Below are 17,435 nucleotides of genomic sequence, written 5' to 3'. Positions count from 1 at the left end.
CGCCGTCAAGCGGCGGCGAGGCGCCCTACTCCGCCGCCACCAGGCCCGCCATATCGCGGTTCTTCATCAGCTTGTAGACGATCGAATCCATCAGCGCCTGGAAGGAGGCGTCGATGATGTTCTCCGACACGCCCACCGTCGCCCAGCGCGCGCCGGTGCCGTCGTGCGATTCGATCAGCACCCGCGTGATCGCCTCGGTGCCGCCATTGAGGATGCGCACCTTGAAGTCGGCCAGTTCGAGATCGGCGATCTCGCCCTGGTACTTGCCGAGGTCCTTGCGCAGGGCGAGGTCGAGCGCATTGACCGGGCCGTGACCCTCTGCCACCGACATCTTTTCCTCGCCGTCCACCAGCACCTTCACTATGGCCTCCGATACCGTCTTGAGATTGCCGTTGGCATCGAAGCGGCGCTCGACCATGCAGCGGAAGGAGGTGACGCGGAAGAATTCCGGCAGGCCGTGCAGCATTTTGCGGGCCAGAAGCTCGAAGCTGGCGTCGGCGCCCTCATAGGCATAGCCCTGCGCCTCGCGCTCCTTGACCACCGAAATCAGCGCGTCCAGACGCAGGTCGTCACGCGGCACGGCGATGCCTCGCCGCTTCAGCTCGGCCAGGAAATTGGCCTTGCCGCCCTGGTCCGACACCATGACGCGGCGGCGGTTGCCGACCGTCTCCGGCGGCACGTGCTCGTAGGTCTGCGGCTCCTTCATAATGGCGGAGGCGTGAATGCCGGCCTTGGTGGCGAAAGCGGACGCCCCGACATAGGGCGCCTGCAGCTCCGGAGCGCGGTTGAGCAGCTCGTCGAAGGCGCGCGAGAGGTGCGAGAGGCCGGCGAGCTGCTCGGCCGAGATGCCGGTGGCGAAGCGGCCGGCATAGGCGGGCTTCAGCATCAGCGTCGGCACCAGCGTGGTCAGGTTGGCGTTGCCGCAGCGCTCGCCGATGCCGTTCAGCGTGCCCTGGATCTGGCGCACGCCCGCCTCGACCGCGGCCAGCGAGTTGGCCACCGCCTGGCCGGTGTCGTCATGGGCGTGGATGCCGAGATTTTTGCCGGGAATGCCCGCCGCGATCACCTTTTCCACGATGGCGCGCACCTCCGAGGGCTGGGTGCCGCCATTGGTGTCGCACAAGACCACCCAGCGGGCGCCGGCTTCGTAGGCCGTGCGCGCGCAGGCCAGCGCATAGTCGGGATTGGCCTTGAACCCATCGAAGAAATGCTCGCAGTCGATCATCGCCTCCTTGCCCGCGGCGCGCGCCGCCTCGACCGAGGCGCGGATTCCTTCCAGGTTCTCCTCGTTGGAGCAGCCCAGCGCCACGCGCACGTGGTAGTCCCAGCTCTTCGCGACGAAGCAAACCGCGTCGGATTTCGATTGCAGCGTCGTCGCCAGGCCGGGGTCGTTGGAGGCGGACACGCCGGCGCGCTTGGTCATGCCGAAGGCGACGAACTTCGATCGTGACGTGCGCTTCCTGGTGAAGAACTCGGTATCGGTGGGGTTCGCGCCCGGATAGCCGCCTTCGACATAGTCGATGCCGAATTCGTCGAGCAGGCCGGCGATGGTGATCTTGTCCTCGACCGAGAAGTCCACGCCCGGCGTCTGCTGGCCGTCCCTCAAGGTGGTGTCGAAGAGATAGAGGCGCTCGCGGGTCATGAAGGTTGCTTCCCGGCATATTCGTCGGTGGCGCGGATCAGGCGGTCCAGAATGCCCGGCTCGGAATAGGCATGCCCGGCGCCCTCGATGAGAAAGAATTCCGCCTTCGGCCAGGCCTTGTGCAGCGCCCAGGCGTATTTCATCGGGCACGGCATGTCATAGCGGCCGTGCACGATGGTGCCGGGAATGCCCTTAAGCTTGCCGGCGTCGCGCAGGAGCTGCCCCTCCTCCAGCCAGCCGGCATGGACGAAATAATGGTTCTCGATGCGGGCGAAGGCCACGGCGTAGTCGTCCTGCGCGAAGGGATCGGACGTCTCCGGCTCCGGCAGGAGCGTGATCGTCTCGCCCTCCCAGATGCTCCAGGCGCGGGCGGCTTCGACCTGAGCGGCCCGGTCGGATCCCACCAGCCGCTTGCGGTAGGCGGCCATCAGGTCGCCGCGCTCTGCCTCGGGAATGGGAGCGAGGAACCGCTCCCACTTGTCCGGGAACATTTCCGACACGCCGAACTGATAGTACCATTGCAATTCGGCACGGGTGAGGGTGTAGATGCCGCGCACCACCAGCTCGCTGACACGCTCGGGATGCGTCTCGGCATAGGCCAGCGCCAGCGTCGATCCCCAGGAACCGCCGAACACCAGCCACTTGTCGAAGCCGCACATCTGCCGCAGCCGCTCGATGTCGGCCACCAGATGCCAGGTGGTGTTGGCCTCCAGGGAGGCGTTGGGCACGGATTTTCCGCAGCCGCGCTGGTCGAACAGGATCACGTCGTAGAGCCTGGGATCGAACAGGCGGCGATGCTTGGGCGAGATCGTGCCGCCGGGCCCGCCATGCAGGAACACCGCCGGCTTGGCGCCCTTGGTGCCGACCCGCTCCCAATAGATCGTGTGGCCGTCGCCGACATCGAGCATGCCGGTCTCGAACGGCTCGATCTCGGGATAGAGGCTGCGCAGGTCCTGGCTCATCTTCTGTCTTCCTCGGGGGGCCATTGTTCGGTGTCGTGGTCGGGGTGCTGGTAGGAGACCAGCCCGGCGAGGAAGGTCGCGGCCTCCTCGTCGGCCATGGTGTCCCTGGCCGGCAGGGCGGGAATGGAATCCACATAGGGCAGCTTGGCTTCCACGCCCCACTGGATCACCGGCGCGATCTCTTCCGGATGGTCGAATGCGCCGATGGCGAGCGCGATGCCGTCCGGCGCCTCATAGGTGAGCGGCGTGCCGCATTCAGCGCAGAAGCCGCGCTGCGCGAAGTTGGAAGAGCGGAATTTCCTGGGCGTTCCGCGCGTCCATTCCAGCCTGGCGCCGCGTGCCGAAACCAACGGCGCGTAGAAGCCGCCGAACGCCTTCTGGCACATGCGGCAATGGCAGACGGAGGCATCGCCCAGCGCGCCCTCGATCCTGAAGCGTACCGCTCCGCACTGGCAGCCGCCCGTATAGACGGGCTTGTTGTCAAGGCTCATGGCCAGCCTCCCTTGAGCCCGCTCACGCGCTGAATCATCGAAACAGCGCAAACCGTTGATCCGGGATTCATTTCCTCACTCCGGCGCGTGGCAGACCGCTTCGATGTTGTTGCCGTCGGGATCGAAGACGAAGGCGCCATAGTAGTTGGGATGATAGTGCGGGCGCAGGCCCGGCGCGCCGTTATCGCGGCCCCCAGCGGCCATTGCAGCCGCGTAGAAGGCGTCCACCTCGGCGCGCGTGTCGGCCGTGAAGGCATAGTGCCGGCCCGGTCCCGGTTCGGCCGCCTCGTGCAGCCAGAACTGCGGCCGGTCGTAGCCGTAGCCGCCGACCTTCGCACCGCCGGTGTATTCGGCCGGCACCATCATCACCAGCGAGGCGCCAAGGGGCTCCAGCGCCGCATCGTAGAATTTTCGCGACGCCTCGAAATCGGTCACCGCAATTCCGGTATGGTCGATCATCGCTTCACCTCCCAGGTCGTGATGCGTTCGCCGGTGGCGGCATCCTTGCCGTCCTTGAGCTGGATGCCCTGCGCCAGCAATTCGTCACGGATTCTATCGGCTTCGGCCCATTTCCTGTCGCGGATCAGGGCAAGACGTTCGGCAATCGCCGTCTCCACCGCATGTGCGTCGACCGCAGCCGACGACACGTCGAAGCCCAGGAACGCCAGCGCCGCCTTCAGGGTGGACGCGGCAGCGCCGTCGCCCTCGACCGCCTCGCCCGCCAAACGGGTCAGCATCTGAAAGGCGGGATAGGTGCCGAGATCATCGCACAGGGCCGCGATCATCTCACCTGGCAATTCGCCCGGCTCCGATGCGAGATCGGCTGCGCGCTTCCACTTGCGCAGCATGTTCTCGGCCTCCTCCAGCTTGCGCACGGAGAAGTCGATCGGCTCGCGGTAGTGCGTCATCAGCATGGCGAGCCTGAGCACCTCGCCGGGCCACTTGCGGCCGCCGAACGTTTCGGCCTCCAGAAGCTCGTGGATGGTGAAGAAGTTGCCCAGGCTCTTGGACATTTTCTGCCCCTCCACCTGGAGGAAGCCGTTGTGCAGCCAGTAGTTGGCCATCACCGCGGTGCCGTGGGCGCAACGCGACTGGGCGATCTCGTTCTCGTGGTGCGGGAAGATCAGGTCCAGCCCGCCGCCGTGGATGTCGAACACCTCGCCGAGATAGGCCGCCGACATGGCCGAGCACTCGATGTGCCAGCCCGGGCGCCCCCTGCCCCAGGGGCTGTCCCAGCCGGGCTCCTCCGGCGACGACAGCTTCCAAAGGACAAAATCGCCGGGGTTCTTCTTGTGCCGGTCCACCGTCACGCGCGCGCCGGCCTGCTGCTCGTCCAGAGGGCGCCGCGACAATTGCCCGTAGTCGGGCATCGATGCCGTGTCGAACAGGACTTCGCCAGCGGCTTCATAGGCATGGCCGCGTTCGATGAGGGTTTGAATCAAGCCGATCATGTCGGTCTTGCCGTCGGCGCGCGGGGCGACGAACTCGGTGGCGCGCGGCTCGAAGGTGGGCGGCAGGCAGCCGAGTGCGGCGACATCCTCGTGGAACTGATCGGCGGTCTTTTCCGTCACCCTCCGGATCGCCTCGTTGAGCGGCAGGTCGGGAAAGTCGCGCAGGGCGCGCGCGTTGATCTTGTCGTCCACGTCGGTGATGTTGCGCACATAGGTGACGTGCGCCTCGCCGTAGAGATGGCGCAGCAGGCGGAACAGCACGTCGAAGACGATCACCGGGCGCGCATTGCCGATATGGGCGAAATCATAGACCGTCGGCCCGCACACATACATGCGCACGTTCGCCGGGTCGATCGGGACGAAATCCTCCTTTTCCCGGGTCAGGGTGTTGGTGAGCCGCAATCCCCTCGGATCGGTCGGATTGTTGAAACCGGACATGAAACTCCCTTGGCCTGCTGGCCGGGGCGTTTGTCCACTCTGGGGAAAGATGAGGCGAAAACGTCCGGACCAGCGCGTGCGCTAGTCAATAATCGAAATGCCGCGAATGGCGAACGACGTCTTCATGCGCCGCTTATCGCCTTCCCCGCCGCCGCCGTCAAGCAGCAAGTTTCAAGCGGAATGCCCCAGGCACCCGCGCAGAAAGCCGCGATCGGAAACATTTTATTAAACATGCCGGCACCGGGATGAAACATCCGCCCGCTAAAGGCGTCCGCGTCATGATTTGGACGGAATCCCCGATCATGGACAGTAACCAGACACGGCATAGTTCCCGGGGGAAGTTTAGGATGCCTCGATCCAAGAAAGACGACAAGCCCGTCAAGAAACCGTCGCTCGCCAATCACTACCGTGCGATAGGCCCTGCCGCGATCGTCGCCGCGCTGCTTCACGCCGAAAAGAAGAAGAAGCCGGTCCAGAAGTTCATCTCGCCGCGCGCGGCCTGATGCAACCCGGCCGTTGCGGCCGCCGCTCAGAACAAAGTCATCTGGCCTTCATCGGCACCTGCCTTGCGAGGCTTCGGCTTCGCGGCCGCCGGAACCACGGACGCGGTATGCTCGTCCTGGATTTCCGGTCCGGTGTTGGCGACCTTGTTGACGAGATCGGAAACCGGAACCGCCTCGAAGAAGCCGGGATCGGCCGGGCGCAACAGGCCGGCCACGTCGCGGGGTTCCTGCGTGCGGCAATCCAGCCAGCGCGAGAAATCCTGCGGCTCGATCACCACCGGCATGCGCTCGTGTATGTCGGCGACGTCGGCGTTGGCAGACGTGGTCATGATGGCGCAGGTATCCATCTCCGAGCCACCCGGCTCGGCATAGGTTTCCACCAGCGCGGCGAAAGCGATGAGGCCGCCACGCTTCGGGCGCACCCAGAAGGGTTGCCCCCTGCGGCCGCCCGCCTGTTGCCATTCGTAGAAGCCGGATGCCGGCACCAGGGCGCGGCGATGGCGCATGGCGGCGCGGAAGGACGCTTTTTCGGAAGCCCCCTCCGAGCGGGCGTTGAACAGCAGCGGAAAGCCCCGCGTCTCCTTCACCCAGGCGGGGATGAGGCCCCAGCGGACCAGCAGGGCCGTGCGGTCGGGCCGGTTGGAGCCGGGCGCCTGCGGGCCCGCCGACAGAACGGCCAAGACCGGCTGGGTCGGCGCGATGTTGTAACGCGCCGGAAAGTCGTCCAGTTCGGCGAGGCCGAGGAAGGCCGCCGTCTGATCCGGCGTCGCGGTCAGGGCGAAGCGTCCGCACATCTGAAAATCTCGAATTTTCGATCCGGGACCGAAGGTGGTGGTGGAAGCCCGCTCCTGCAACCGCTAAAGCTCGTGCGTCCGTACCGGTCCACAGGAGGTTTGCCGCAACCGGCATCCGCAGCGCCCATGAAAGCAAGACAGGAAGTGCCGGCGGTTTCGGTCGCACTCGTGCGCGGCACGCGCGTGCTTCTGGTCAAGCGCGGGCGCGCGCCTTCGCGCGGGCTTTACGCTTTTCCCGGCGGGAAGGTGGAGGCGGGAGAGACGCTGGAACAGGCGGCGGCCCGCGAGCTTTTCGAGGAAACCGGGCTGCAGGCCGAAGGTCTGCGGCCGCTGGAGACGATCTTCATCGAAGGATCGGGCGAAGGCCATCCCGTCGACTACCGGCTCACGGTGTTCGGCGCCGCGCATTGCGGCGGAGAGGCCGTAGCCAACGACGATGCCGAAAGCGCCGCCTTCTATACGCTGGCGCAGATTTCCGCGCTGCCGCTGGCCGACTCGGTGCTGGCCATTGCGCGCACCCTGCTCTCACCCGGCCCGGAGGAGGCATGACACGGGCCTCGACCCTGCTTTGCGCCGTCGTCGCGGCCGGCCTGATGGCGGGCGCACAGCCGGTGCGCGCAGCCGAAGCGCCGTTCGAGCCCGGCCTGATGCGGCTGGCCGAAATCCTCGGCTCGCTGCATTTCCTGCGCAATCTGTGCGGCGAGAAAGGCGACCGGTGGCGCGCCGAGATGGAAAGGCTGCTGGAGGCCGAGAAACCGGACCCGGAACGGCGTGCCCGCTTCATCGCCTCCTTCAACCGCGGCTACCGATCCTTCGGCGGCACCTACACGCGATGCACCGCCTCGGCCACCGAGGCCGTCGACCGCTACATGAAGGAAGCCGAGCAGCTTTCGCGCGACATCGCCTCGCGCTATGGCAATTGAGCCACGCCCGTCCATGATCTTTAAGCGACGGTTAACTTTTCCGGCAAAGCGGTCGCACACGCGCGCATGGCTGTGCTAGAAAGCCTTAATGGGACATTAAAGGGATGCCTAAAGCTTGATCCGAATTGTCGGGATCAAAGCTTGTGTAGGGTGAATGTTGCGTATGGAACACACTGTCAGCGATATCGACGCCCTGGTTCGGGAAGAAAAGCGCCTGACTGCCGTCGAAAGCCACAACGAGGCCTGGGCCGAAGGGCTTTCGGCCGGGATCGAGCCCGAAATCATCGCCGAGGCGGCGCTGGAAACGGCCTTCGGCGAGATGCTGCGCGCCAACGGCGAGACCGCGGCCCTTGCCCTGCTCGACAGGATGCGTGAAAAGGTGATTGCCGGCGCGTTCGGACCGGAGCAATTGCGCCACTGAACGGCCGGCTCGCGACGGGGAAGGCAGGGCCTTTCGCGCGAGGGGGCATCTTTCGGGCCGCAGGCCCGACTGGACGGAGTGGCAGTCGGTGGTACTTCCGGTTTCATGCAGGCGGCACGGGCTGATCGTTGCCACGGGATTCGGGCTGGCACTGGCCGTTCTCGCCTCCACCACGTCTTTTGCGGTGCTGCTTTCAGCGCAGCCGGCAGCGGCGCTGTCGGAGATCAAGCGCGAGGAGTTGCCCGCACCGGCGGCCCCGGCGCCCGCCGACGACGACATGACGGCGCCCGGTTCGGCCGTGCCGATGCCCGATCCCATCACGCGGCCTGCGGCGCCCGCCGGTGAGCCGACCGCACCCGACCAGCAGGAGCCGGAACAGGTCGAACCGGCCAAGCCGGGAGACGGCGGCCTCCTCAACCCGCGCGTCGATCCCGACGCGCCGCTGCCGGAAGTATTCTACGACCTTTCCAAGCTGCCCGAGCCGGTCCGGCGCATGCACGGCCTGATCGTCGAAGCCTGCAAGAGCGGCGACATCGAGAAGCTGCGGCCGCTGATCGGCATGGGCGATTCGGCGACCCAGCTTTCGCTGACCGACATAGACGGCGATCCGATCGAGTTCCTCAAGGGATTGTCGGGCGACACGGAAGGCCAGGAAATCCTCGCCATCATGGAAGAGGTGCTGGATGCCGGCTATGTGCATCTCGACGCCGGCAAGCCGGAAGAGCTCTACGTGTGGCCCTATTTCTTCGCCATGCCGCTGGACAAGCTCGACGCGAAGCAGCGGGTGGAACTGTTCAAGATCGTCACTGCCGGCGACTACGACGACATGAAGCAGTTCGGCGCCTACATCTTCTACCGGGTCGGCATCACGCCCGAAGGCCGCTGGGCGTTCTTCGTGGCAGGAGATTGAGGGCTCTCTTTCCTATGCGACTGCCCGGCCCGTAGGGCCGGTTGCAACTGCCGCGCTACTTCCGCAGCGCTTCCGAGAATTCCACCGCCCTGCCCTGCCCCGACGCGACGATCTCGCCTTCCCACATCACCCGGCGCCCTCGGATGACGGTGCCGACCGGCCAGCCGGTGACCTGCCTGCCGTCATAAGGCGTCCAGCCGGCCTTCGAGCCCTGCTGTGCGTTGGTGATGGTTTCGCGGCGCTTCAGGTCCACGATCGTGAAGTCGGCGTCGTAGCCGGCGGCGATGCGGCCCTTGCGCGCCATGCCGAAGATACGGTGCGGGCCATGGCTGGAAAGGTTGACGAAGCGTTCCAGCGAAAGACGACCGGCAGCGACGTGGTCCAGCATGATCGGCACCAGCGTCTGGACACCGGTCATGCCCGAAGGCGATGCTGGATATTTTTTCGCCTTCTCCTCCAGCGTGTGCGGCGCGTGATCGGACCCGAGCACGTCCACGACGCCCTGGGATATGCCCTGCCACACCCCGTCGCGATGCCGTGCCGCCCGCACCGGCGGATTCATCTGGATCAGCGTCCCGAGCCGGGCATAGTCGTCGGCTGAAAGCGTCAGGTGGTGCGGCGTGGCCTCGCAGGTGGCCACATCCTTGTGCTGTTCCAGGAAGGCGATCTCCTCGGCCGTGGAGATGTGCAGCACATGGATGCGGGCGCGCGCGGCGCGCGCGATACGCACCAGCCGCTCGGTGCAGGTCAGCGCCGCAACCTCGTCGCGCCACACCGGATGCGAGGACGCATCGTTCTCCACCCGCAGCCCCATGCGCTCGCGCAGACGGAATTCGTCTTCGGAATGGAAGGCCGCGCGGCGGCGGGTGTTGCGCAGGATCGACGCCACGCCCTCGTCGTCCTCGACCAGCAGGTCGCCGGTGGAAGAGCCCATGAACACCTTGATGCCGGCCGCGCCCGGCAGGCGCTCCAGTTCGGCCACGTCGCCGGCATTGTCGCGCGTGCCGCCGACCCAGAAGGCGAAGTCGCAATGCATGCGCCCCGTCGCCCGCCGCACCTTGTCGGCAAGGGCGGCCTCGCCGGTGGTCAGCGGATTGGTGTTGGGCATCTCGAACACGGCGGTGACGCCGCCCAGCACGGCCGCGCGCGAGCCCGTCTCCAGATCCTCCTTGTGCTCCAGCCCGGGCTCGCGGAAATGTACCTGGCTGTCGACCACGCCGGGCAGGACATGCAGTCCGCGGCAGTCGATCGTCTCACCGGCGGACGCCCGGGAAAGATCGCCGATCGCGGCGATGCGGCCGGCCCGCACGCCGATGTCGCGCAAGCCCTTTCCGTCCTGGTTGACCACCGTTCCGCCTGTCAGGATGAGGTCGTAGATCTGTGCCATGGCTGCCGGCTCTCTTGCGGGGAGGATGCGGCCGGCTTACGTAATGGCCGACCGTTTTGCAAGATCAGGCCGCCCTCAGACCATGCCCACAGCCCTCCTCCAGGACCGAGCGCTCATCACCGTTTCCGGCCCCGACGCCGAACATTTCCTGCAAAATATCCTTACCGTCGATCTCGAAGCGCTGAAACCGGGCGAAGCCAAACCGGGCGCGCTGCTTTCCCCACAAGGCAAGATCCTCTTCGATTTTCTTGTTTCGCGAGTGGGCGAGAACGGCTTTTGCCTGGAATGCCGGGCCGATGTCGCCGACGATTTCATGCGGCGGCTGACGCTATACCGGCTGCGCGCAAAGGCGGAGATTGCCAAGGCCGATCAGGGACTTGTCGCCATATCGTGGGACGATGATTCAGCTTTCTCGGAAACTGATTCACCTTGGCTCGTCGACATGCGCTTTGCCGGCGGCGCGGTGCGGCGCAGCTATGGCGAGGCCGGCGGCGAAGGCGACCTTGCCGCCTGGCACGCCTTCCGCATCGCCCATGGAGTTGCCGAAGGCGGCGAGGACTACCAGCTTGGCGACGCCTTCCCGCACGACGTGCTGCTCGACCAGACCGGAGGGGTAGGCTTCCGGAAGGGCTGCTATGTTGGCCAGGAGGTCGTGTCGCGCATGCAGCACCGCGGCACCGCGCGCCGGCGGGTGCTGCTGGTTTCGGCCGAAGCTCCCCTGCCCGCGCCCGGCACGGAGCTGACGGTGGACGGACGCCCCGTCGGCACGCTCGGCTCCACCTCCGGCATGTCGGGATTGGCTATCGCCCGCATCGACCGCGTCAAGGCAGCGCTCGATGCCGGCAAGCCGATCCTGGCCGCAGACGTGCCGGTGGCTCTTTCCATTCCCGACTGGGCGACATTCAGCTTCCCCGAGGCCTCTCCCGCCGGCGCGGAGGACGCCTGATGGCGGCGGATCGTCCGGGCGCGCCGCCGCGTGCCTGGCAACGCATGCTTTCGGGCCGCCGGCTCGACCTGCTCGACCCTTCGCCGCTCGACGTCGAGATTTCCGACATCGCCCACGGGCTCGCCCGCGTGGCGCGCTGGAACGGACAGACAAGCGGCGACCATGCGTTTTCGGTGGCGCAGCATTCGCTGCTGGTGGAACGCCTGTTCGGCGAGATCGCGCCGCAGGCAACGTCCGAGCAGCGACTGGCCGCCCTGCTGCATGACGCCCCTGAATACGTCATCGGCGACATGATCTCGCCGTTCAAGTCGGTGATGGGCGGCAGCTACAAGGACTGCGAGCAGCGCCTGCAGCGCGCGATCCACCTGCGCTTCTCCTTGCCGGCCGAACTGCCCGAAAGCCTCAAGAAGGAGATCAAGCGCGCCGACCAGATCGCCGCCTATTTCGAGGCCACCGTGCTTGCCGGCTTCACGTTGAAGGAGGCCGCCGAATTCTTCGGCCGTCCGCGGGGCTTCTCGGCCGACCGGCTCGACCTCGCGCCGCGTCCAGTGACCTGGGCGCAGAGCGCTTTCCTGAAACGCTACGCCGAGATCGAGGCGCTGCGGAAATAAGCCCGCTTCGCAAACGCTTTGCAGCTTCTTGTCCGAGGCTCACCGGCCCGGCCGGTCGAGCCTGTCGAGGAACCATTGGGTGAGCCGTGTCCAGACCTCGTCCTTCTCGCCGGAATCCTCGCAGCCGTGGTCCAGATTGGGATTGTCGTTGACCTCGATGACGAAGATGCCGTCCTTCGTCTCCTTGAGGTCGACGCCGTAGAGCCCGTCGCCGATGCAGCGCGCGGCCTTCACCGCGGTCTCAACCACGCGCGGCGGCGTTTCCTCCAGCGTGAAGGTCTTGAAGCCGCCCTCCTCGGCCTTGCCATTGGCCTTGTGGTTGACGATCTGCCAATGCTTCTTGGCCATCAGGTAGTGCACGGCAAACAGCGGCTGCCCGCCCAGCACGCCGATTCGCCAGTCGAATTCCGTCGGAATGAACTTCTGGGCGATGAGAAGATCGGAATCCTCCAGCCATTCGACGGCCAGCGCCTTCAGCTCGGCCAGATTGGCGCATTTCTTCACGCCCCGCGAAAAGGCGCTGTCGGGAATCTTCAATACGAGCGGAAAGCCCAGCGTCTGCGCGGCCACGTCAAGGTCCGACAGGCCGGCGATCATCACCGTCGGCGGCACCGGCACCTTGTGGGTGGTCATCAGTTCGTTGAGGTAGACCTTGTTGGTGCAGCGGATCATCGACAGGGGATCGTCGATCACCGGCATGCCCTCCTGCTGGGCACGGCGGGCGAAGCGATAGGTGTGGTTGGAGATCGACGTGGTCTCGCGAATGAACAGGGCGTCGTAGTTGGCGAGCTTGGCCAGGTCGCGCCGGGTGATCGGTTCGACCTCGACGCCCATCTTCTCGGCGATCCTGGCCCAGTGGCGCAGCGAGGAAATGCGCGATGGCGGCAGTTCCTCATGCGGGTCGACCAGCGTGGCGAAAGTGTAGCGCGCCGGCGTGCGCGCCTTGGAGTCGCGCCATTCGCGCCCGGTATAGACGTCCATGCAGTGCATGAAGCGTTCCTTTTCCACCTCGTCCATGCGGCCGATCGGATGGAAGCCGATCTTGCGGACAGTGGCCCATTCGGCGCTGTCGGCGATCACGACCTCTAGGGCCGGTGCGCGGAACCAGTCGAACAGCAGCCGGGCAAAGCGGTCCCAGGCCCGCGAGGGGCCGATACCGAAGAACACATGCACCTTGGGCGGGAAGATGCCGCCCAGTTCCTTGCGGCATTTGTTCAGCGCCAGTTCCAGTTCCGGCAGGGCATTCTCGTAGAGCTTGCGTTCCGACAGGTCGATCATGGTCTCGACGGTCGGGATCACCTTGTGGCCGCGCGAGGAGGCCAGCAGGGAAGCGTAGTAGCCGCGGCTCTGATAGTCGTAATGGTTGGACAGGTTGATGACCTTCGGCCGCTGGCCGCGGAACAGCGCGGGGTGGGCGAGGTAGTCGCGGTTGGTGATGATCTTGTGCGGCGTCGCCGCGTGGTCGAGGTCGTTCTGGCGCCCGGTGAGAATGACCCAGGTCATTTTCTGCCACGTCTCCCCAGTATGATGGCGGCGCGCAAGCCGTCCCGGCCGAACTGCGCCATGTTCATGAATATGGCGTAAGGAACGGGAATGTTGGCGGCGTCGGCGGCCGTCTCCTCCCGTTCGTCCTCCACCCACGGATCGTGGATCAGTATATGGTCGCCGTCGTCGCCGATGGCCAGAACCCAGTGCGGCACCTTCTTGCCGAACATGAGGAAGCCGCTGATGAGCACCAGCACCAGCTTGCCCTGTGCAAGGGCGGCGCGGATGTCGTCCAGCGCGAAGCCGCGGTAAGCCACGGGAATGCCGGCGGCCTCGGCGCGGCGACGGAAATCGGCCTGGGCCAGTTCCATGACGCGGCGCTTTTCCGCGCTGCGCACCGATTGCAGGAACAGGGCGCCGTAGAATGAAACGAAGATTTCCGCCGACAGGCCGTTGTCGTAGGCCGCGACCGCAAGGCCGAACGGTTCGCAGCCGCCCGGGCCCGACATCATGAACACCGTGGTCGCCTCGCGCCACAGGCGGATTTCCATGACCGGATCGGGAACGAAGCCGCGGTCGAAATTGGCCATGGCCATCATCAGGCAGCAGGGGCCGCAGGTGAAATCGCTGGTCTGCTCGTAGAATGGCACAGTGGTCGCCGCCGGAACGCCGCCGCGCAGCGCCTTCTCGTAGCGAAGAGCCGCCTCGCCGTCCTCGTAGTAGTCCGGCTCGCGGCCGATCCTGCGGTAGCCCGCCTTCTCGTAGATGCCGATCGCCCTCTCGTTGTCCTCGCGCACTTCCAGGCGCAGCATCATGCGGCCGTGGCCGAAGGCCACGTCCTCGGCAGCCTCGAGCAGCAGGCGGCCGATGCCACGGCCGGAAAATTCCGGCGCGGTGGCGATCGAGTAGAGGCGCGCCACGCCGCTGCCCTTGCGGAACAGCACGATGGCATAGCCGCCGATGCGGCCGCCGTTCTCGGCGACCAGCGTCTCGGCGGTCTCGCGCTCGATCAGCTTGCGGAAGGAGCGGCGCGACAGGCGGTCGCCCGTGAAGACGGCGTTCTCGATGGCGGCGAGGTCATCGACGTCGGATGCGCGGGCCGTGCGGATGGCGGCGGACATGCAGGTTCGAAAACCTCTGATCGCGTGATGGAAATGCCCCGGTCGAAATGCCGACGCAACCGGCCGTGGCGGCGGTGCATCGGAATCGCTTTCGCGCTTTGATTGAGGCCGAATTGTGGTGACGTTTCAAGCCGCGTGGCCGCGATGCCGGCGCAGCGCCGACAGGAAGCCGGCGCGGGCCTCCGGCGCCTGCAGGCCGCGCGGCTCGTAGACGTGGCGGGCCAGGAAGAAGCCGGTCAGCCGGAACGCATCCTCCACCGCGGCCGCATCGGCGCGCTGGCCAGAGCCGCGCTGAAGGAAGGCCGGCAGCGGCAGCATCCTGTCGTGCCAGGGCGCGCCGGCCTCGCGGGAGACGGCGCGGCCGGATTTCGGCGAAACATAGACGAGATCGGCATGCGTGCCGGTGGCCGCGCATTCGGCCAGGTCCAGCCCGAAGCCGAGTTCCTCGAGCACAAGGAGCTCGAAACGCGCCACCAGCTCGCCGGCGGCGTCCGCATCGTCGAGATGCGTGATCATCAGGCAAAGGGTCTCGTAGAGCGCAACATGGGCGTCGCGCTCGGGCAGGAGCCGCAGATGCGCGGCCAGCACCTGAAGGCCGTAGACGGCGACGGCGCTGTCCATCAGCCGAGCGGCGTTGGTCTCCAGCGCCTCGGCCTGGAAGGTGCCGAGATGCTCGTCGAGGCGCGCGCGCCAGACCAGGTCGACGCGGTTGCCGGGCTGGAGCACCGGCTGGAGACGACGGGAGCGGCCGCCGCGCACCAGACCGAGATGGCGGCCATGCGCACGCGTCATCACCTCCAGTATGGCGCTGGTTTCGCCATGCCTGCGGGTGCCAAGGATGATTCCCTCGTCGCGCCATTCCATGAGCGGAGCCTTTCACCGCTTCGCCGGCGAAATCAAGGATTGCCGGATTGGGATCGGCGAACTGCGATCGGCGGACTGGGCAAGGGCCCTAATGCGGAAAGTCCAGGCCCATCTCGCGGTAGCGCTCGGGGTCGTCGCCCCAGTTCTCGCGCACCTTCACGAACAGGAACAGGTGCACCTTCTGTTCGAGAATGTCGCCGATTTCCTTGCGCGCGGCCTGGCCTATGGCGCGGATGGTCTCGCCCTTGTGGCCGAGCACGATCTTCTTCTGGCTGTCGCGCTCGACATAGACGACCTGCTCGATGCGCACCGATCCGTCCTTTTTCTCCTCCCATTTCTCGGTTTCGACATGCGAGGAATAGGGAAGCTCCTGATGCAGCCGCAAATAAAGCTTCTCGCGCGTGATCTCGGCCGCGAGTTGGCGCATCGGCAGGTCCGAAATCTGGTCTTCCGGATAATACCACGGGCCGGCCGGCAGAGCCTCGGCCAGATAGTCCAGCAGGTCCTTGCAGCCGGAGCCGGTCAAGGCCGACACCATGAAGGTGTTGCGGAAGGGCACGCGCTCATTGGCCGTCTTGGCCAACAAAAGCAGCGCCTCCGGCCTCACCCTGTCGACCTTGTTGAGCACCAGCACCATGGGCTGGCGCACATCCTTCAGCCGCTCGAGGATGGCGTCGGCGTCGCCCTTGATGCCGCGCTCGGCATCGATGAGCACCAGAACGATGTCCGCGTCCTTGGCGCCGCCCCAGGCGGTGGTGACCATGGCCGTGTCCAGCCGCCGCCTCGGCTTGAAGATGCCGGGCGTGTCGATGAACACGATCTGCGCCGCGCCGTGGGTGGCGATGCCGCGCACCAGCGCGCGCGTGGTCTGAACCTTGTGGGTGACGATGGAAACCTTGGTGCCGACAAGCTGGTTGACCAGCGTCGACTTGCCCGCGTTCGGCGCGCCGATCAGCGCGACGAAACCGGAACGGGTGGCGGGAACTGCCTCGGAACTCGTCACGCGGAATCGCCTTCCTCTTGTTCGGCCCAGACGCCCTCACGCCGCAGGAAGGCCGTGGCCGCGGCCTCTTCGGCTGCACGACGCGAGCCGCCTTCCCCGAAGGACGGGTCGAAGCCTTTCACCTTCACGGAGACGGTGAAGACCGGCTGGTGGTCCGGACCTTCCCGCTTCTCGATGGCATATTGCGGCCGGGCATCGCTGGTCTTGGCGATCCATTCCTGCAATTCGGACTTGGGGTTGCGCGGCTTGGCCACCGCCATGCGCGAGCGCGGCTCCCAATAGCGCAACACGAAGCCGCGGGCTGCATCCAGGCCACCGTCCAGATAGATGGCAGCGATCAGCGCCTCGACCGCGTCGGCCAGATAGTTGCCGCCGCTTCCGCGCGAGCGCGCCTTGAGCGCGGCATCGGCGCGCACGAGGTCCTCCAGGCCGATCTCGACGCCGATCTCCGAACAGGTGCGGGCATCGACAAGCGCGTTGAACCGGGGCGCGATCTCCCCTTCGGGCGCGTCCGGAAACAGGCGAAACAGCATTTCGGCAACGACCAGCCCGAGCACCCGGTCGCCCAGGAATTCGAGCCGCTCATTGTTGCTGACCGCCTTGACGGCGCTGGAATGGGTCAGCGCCGTCTCCAGCAGCCTCAGGTCGTGAAAGGCATGGCCCGTCGCGGCGGCCACAGTCCGCGCCAGCCCCTCACCTGTCGGCCGCTTCAAGCCCATCAGCGTACGAAATTGAGCAGGCGCGAGGGGCGCATGTCGGTCGGCCACTTCCAGATTTCCAGCGGGCTGGCGCCCCCGGCGATGGAGAAGAAGATGATGTTGGCGCGGCCCACAAGGTTCTCGTAAGGCACGTAGCCGACGCTGAAGCGGCTGTCGCTGGAATTGTCGCGATTGTCGCCCATCATGAAATAGTGGCCTTCCGGCACGACGAACTCGCGCGTGTTGTCGCCGATGCCGTTCGGCGTCAGATCCAGCGTGTCGTAGGAGACGCCGTTGGGCAATGTCTCGCGATAAACGTCGACGGGACGATTGACCTCGGTGATGTCGGGATTGTCGATCTGGCCAATCTTCTCGCGCGGCACGCCGACGCCATTGATGAAGAGCTGGCCGTCGCGCATCTGGATATGGTCGCCCGGCAGGCCGACCACGCGCTTGATGTAGTCGATCGACGGGTTGGGCGGGAACTTGAACACCACCACGTCGCCACGCTTGGGCTCGGCGCCCCAGATGCGGCCTGAAAAGATGTCCGGGCCGAAGGGCAGCGAATAGCGCGAATAGCCGTAGGCCCATTTGGTGACGAACAGGTAGTCGCCTTCCAGCAGGGTCGGCCGCATCGAACCCGACGGGATCGAGAAGGGCTGGAACAGGAAGGTGCGGATGACAAGCGCCAGGATGAGAGCCTGGACGATGACGCTGACGGTCTCGCCGAGCCCGCCGGATTTCTTCTGCGATTTGTCAGCCACGCTCATCTCGTCCTCGATTGT

The 17,435-nt window shown here is 66.0% G+C and carries 20 protein-coding genes; 7 read left to right on the top strand and 13 right to left on the bottom strand.

Translation table 11 applies throughout. The features are described from left to right. Positions 1-25: 25 nt before the first annotated feature. The 5 genes from cimA to cysS form a co-directional block, all read right to left on the bottom strand. Positions 26-1,642: a citramalate synthase gene (gene cimA, locus ACTDI4_RS09440; protein ID WP_442840909.1), complete on the bottom strand. Its 1,617-nt coding sequence runs from the start codon at positions 1,640-1,642 to the stop codon at positions 26-28. Then, on the bottom strand, positions 1,639-2,604 hold the full coding sequence (gene pip / locus ACTDI4_RS09435) for a prolyl aminopeptidase (protein ID WP_442840908.1): 966 nt from the start codon (positions 2,602-2,604) through the stop codon (positions 1,639-1,641). Before pip ends, cimA begins: the two co-directional genes overlap by 4 nt. Further along, on the bottom strand, positions 2,601-3,095 hold the full coding sequence (locus ACTDI4_RS09430; RefSeq protein WP_442840907.1) for a GFA family protein: 495 nt from the start codon (positions 3,093-3,095) through the stop codon (positions 2,601-2,603). Before ACTDI4_RS09430 ends, pip begins: the two co-directional genes overlap by 4 nt. 75 nt (positions 3,096-3,170) lie before the next feature. After that, the gene (locus tag ACTDI4_RS09425) at positions 3,171-3,554 is read right to left on the bottom strand and encodes a VOC family protein (RefSeq protein WP_442840906.1); all 384 of its coding nucleotides are present in this window, start codon (positions 3,552-3,554) and stop codon (positions 3,171-3,173) included. Further along, positions 3,551-4,984, bottom strand: a complete 1,434-nt coding sequence (cysS, locus tag ACTDI4_RS09420) for a cysteine--tRNA ligase (RefSeq protein ID WP_442840905.1) — start codon at positions 4,982-4,984, stop codon at positions 3,551-3,553. Before cysS ends, ACTDI4_RS09425 begins: the two co-directional genes overlap by 4 nt. Before the next feature lie 347 nt (positions 4,985-5,331). Here cysS and ACTDI4_RS09415 point away from each other — a divergent pair, with 347 nt between their 5' ends. After that, the gene (locus tag ACTDI4_RS09415; protein WP_442840904.1) at positions 5,332-5,487 is read left to right on the top strand and encodes a hypothetical protein; all 156 of its coding nucleotides are present in this window, start codon (positions 5,332-5,334) and stop codon (positions 5,485-5,487) included. 26 nt (positions 5,488-5,513) lie between these two features. On the opposite strand, the gene ACTDI4_RS09410 is transcribed toward ACTDI4_RS09415, so the two are convergent. Beyond that, positions 5,514-6,281, bottom strand: a complete 768-nt coding sequence (locus ACTDI4_RS09410) for an SOS response-associated peptidase (RefSeq protein ID WP_442840903.1) — start codon at positions 6,279-6,281, stop codon at positions 5,514-5,516. Positions 6,282-6,407: 126 nt separating this feature from the next. Here ACTDI4_RS09410 and ACTDI4_RS09405 point away from each other — a divergent pair, with 126 nt between their 5' ends. From ACTDI4_RS09405 to ACTDI4_RS09390, 4 genes are all read left to right on the top strand, one after another. Next, the gene (locus ACTDI4_RS09405) at positions 6,408-6,830 is read left to right on the top strand and encodes an NUDIX hydrolase (RefSeq protein WP_442840902.1); all 423 of its coding nucleotides are present in this window, start codon (positions 6,408-6,410) and stop codon (positions 6,828-6,830) included. Beyond that, the gene (locus ACTDI4_RS09400) at positions 6,827-7,204 is read left to right on the top strand and encodes a TIGR02301 family protein (protein WP_442840901.1); all 378 of its coding nucleotides are present in this window, start codon (positions 6,827-6,829) and stop codon (positions 7,202-7,204) included. Before ACTDI4_RS09405 ends, ACTDI4_RS09400 begins: the two co-directional genes overlap by 4 nt. 163 nt (positions 7,205-7,367) lie before the next feature. Further along, positions 7,368-7,625, top strand: coding sequence for a hypothetical protein (locus ACTDI4_RS09395; RefSeq protein WP_442840900.1), 258 nt, complete (start codon positions 7,368-7,370; stop codon positions 7,623-7,625). Positions 7,626-7,770: 145 nt separating this feature from the next. Further along, positions 7,771-8,535 (top strand): hypothetical protein, encoded by a 765-nt coding sequence (locus ACTDI4_RS09390; RefSeq protein ID WP_442843313.1) that lies wholly within the window; start codon positions 7,771-7,773, stop codon positions 8,533-8,535. Positions 8,536-8,590: 55 nt separating this feature from the next. Here ACTDI4_RS09390 and ACTDI4_RS09385 read toward each other — a convergent pair whose 3' ends face one another. After that, on the bottom strand, positions 8,591-9,922 hold the full coding sequence (locus ACTDI4_RS09385; RefSeq protein ID WP_442840899.1) for a dihydroorotase: 1,332 nt from the start codon (positions 9,920-9,922) through the stop codon (positions 8,591-8,593). 82 nt (positions 9,923-10,004) lie between these two features. Here ACTDI4_RS09385 and ygfZ point away from each other — a divergent pair, with 82 nt between their 5' ends. Both ygfZ and ACTDI4_RS09375 read left to right on the top strand, forming a co-directional pair. Then, a complete protein-coding gene (gene ygfZ / locus ACTDI4_RS09380) occupies positions 10,005-10,868 on the top strand; it encodes a CAF17-like 4Fe-4S cluster assembly/insertion protein YgfZ (RefSeq protein WP_442840898.1) in 864 nt (287 codons plus the stop codon). Beyond that, positions 10,868-11,479, top strand: a complete 612-nt coding sequence (locus ACTDI4_RS09375; protein ID WP_442840897.1) for a YfbR-like 5'-deoxynucleotidase — start codon at positions 10,868-10,870, stop codon at positions 11,477-11,479. The genes ygfZ and ACTDI4_RS09375 overlap by 1 nt, the downstream gene beginning before the upstream one ends. Before the next feature lie 39 nt (positions 11,480-11,518). Here the strand turns inward: ACTDI4_RS09375 and ACTDI4_RS09370 are convergent, their stop codons facing one another. The 6 genes from ACTDI4_RS09370 to lepB form a co-directional block, all read right to left on the bottom strand. Then, positions 11,519-12,982: a RimK family protein gene (locus ACTDI4_RS09370; RefSeq protein ID WP_442840896.1), complete on the bottom strand. Its 1,464-nt coding sequence runs from the start codon at positions 12,980-12,982 to the stop codon at positions 11,519-11,521. Further along, positions 12,979-14,085: a peptidase C39 family protein gene (locus ACTDI4_RS09365; protein WP_442840895.1), complete on the bottom strand. Its 1,107-nt coding sequence runs from the start codon at positions 14,083-14,085 to the stop codon at positions 12,979-12,981. The genes ACTDI4_RS09370 and ACTDI4_RS09365 overlap by 4 nt, the downstream gene beginning before the upstream one ends. A gap of 126 nt (positions 14,086-14,211) precedes the next feature. Beyond that, entirely contained in the window at positions 14,212-14,949 is a 738-nt protein-coding gene (gene recO / locus ACTDI4_RS09360; protein ID WP_442840894.1) for a DNA repair protein RecO, read from the bottom strand. A gap of 88 nt (positions 14,950-15,037) precedes the next feature. Next, positions 15,038-15,952 carry a GTPase Era gene (gene era, locus ACTDI4_RS09355; RefSeq protein WP_442840893.1) on the bottom strand — a complete coding sequence of 305 codons (915 nt, stop codon included), beginning with the start codon at positions 15,950-15,952 and terminating at the stop codon, positions 15,038-15,040. Further along, positions 15,949-16,671, bottom strand: coding sequence for a ribonuclease III (gene rnc / locus ACTDI4_RS09350; protein WP_442843312.1), 723 nt, complete (start codon positions 16,669-16,671; stop codon positions 15,949-15,951). Before rnc ends, era begins: the two co-directional genes overlap by 4 nt. Further along, entirely contained in the window at positions 16,671-17,420 is a 750-nt protein-coding gene (gene lepB, locus ACTDI4_RS09345) for a signal peptidase I (RefSeq protein WP_442840892.1), read from the bottom strand. Before lepB ends, rnc begins: the two co-directional genes overlap by 1 nt. Positions 17,421-17,435: the final 15 nt, after the last annotated feature.

Origin of the sequence: Mesorhizobium sp. PUT5 (assembly GCF_052216645.1) — a bacterium.
Lineage (GTDB): Bacteria > Pseudomonadota > Alphaproteobacteria > Rhizobiales > Rhizobiaceae > Mesorhizobium.
This window is presented reverse-complemented; position numbering and strand designations above follow the sequence as displayed.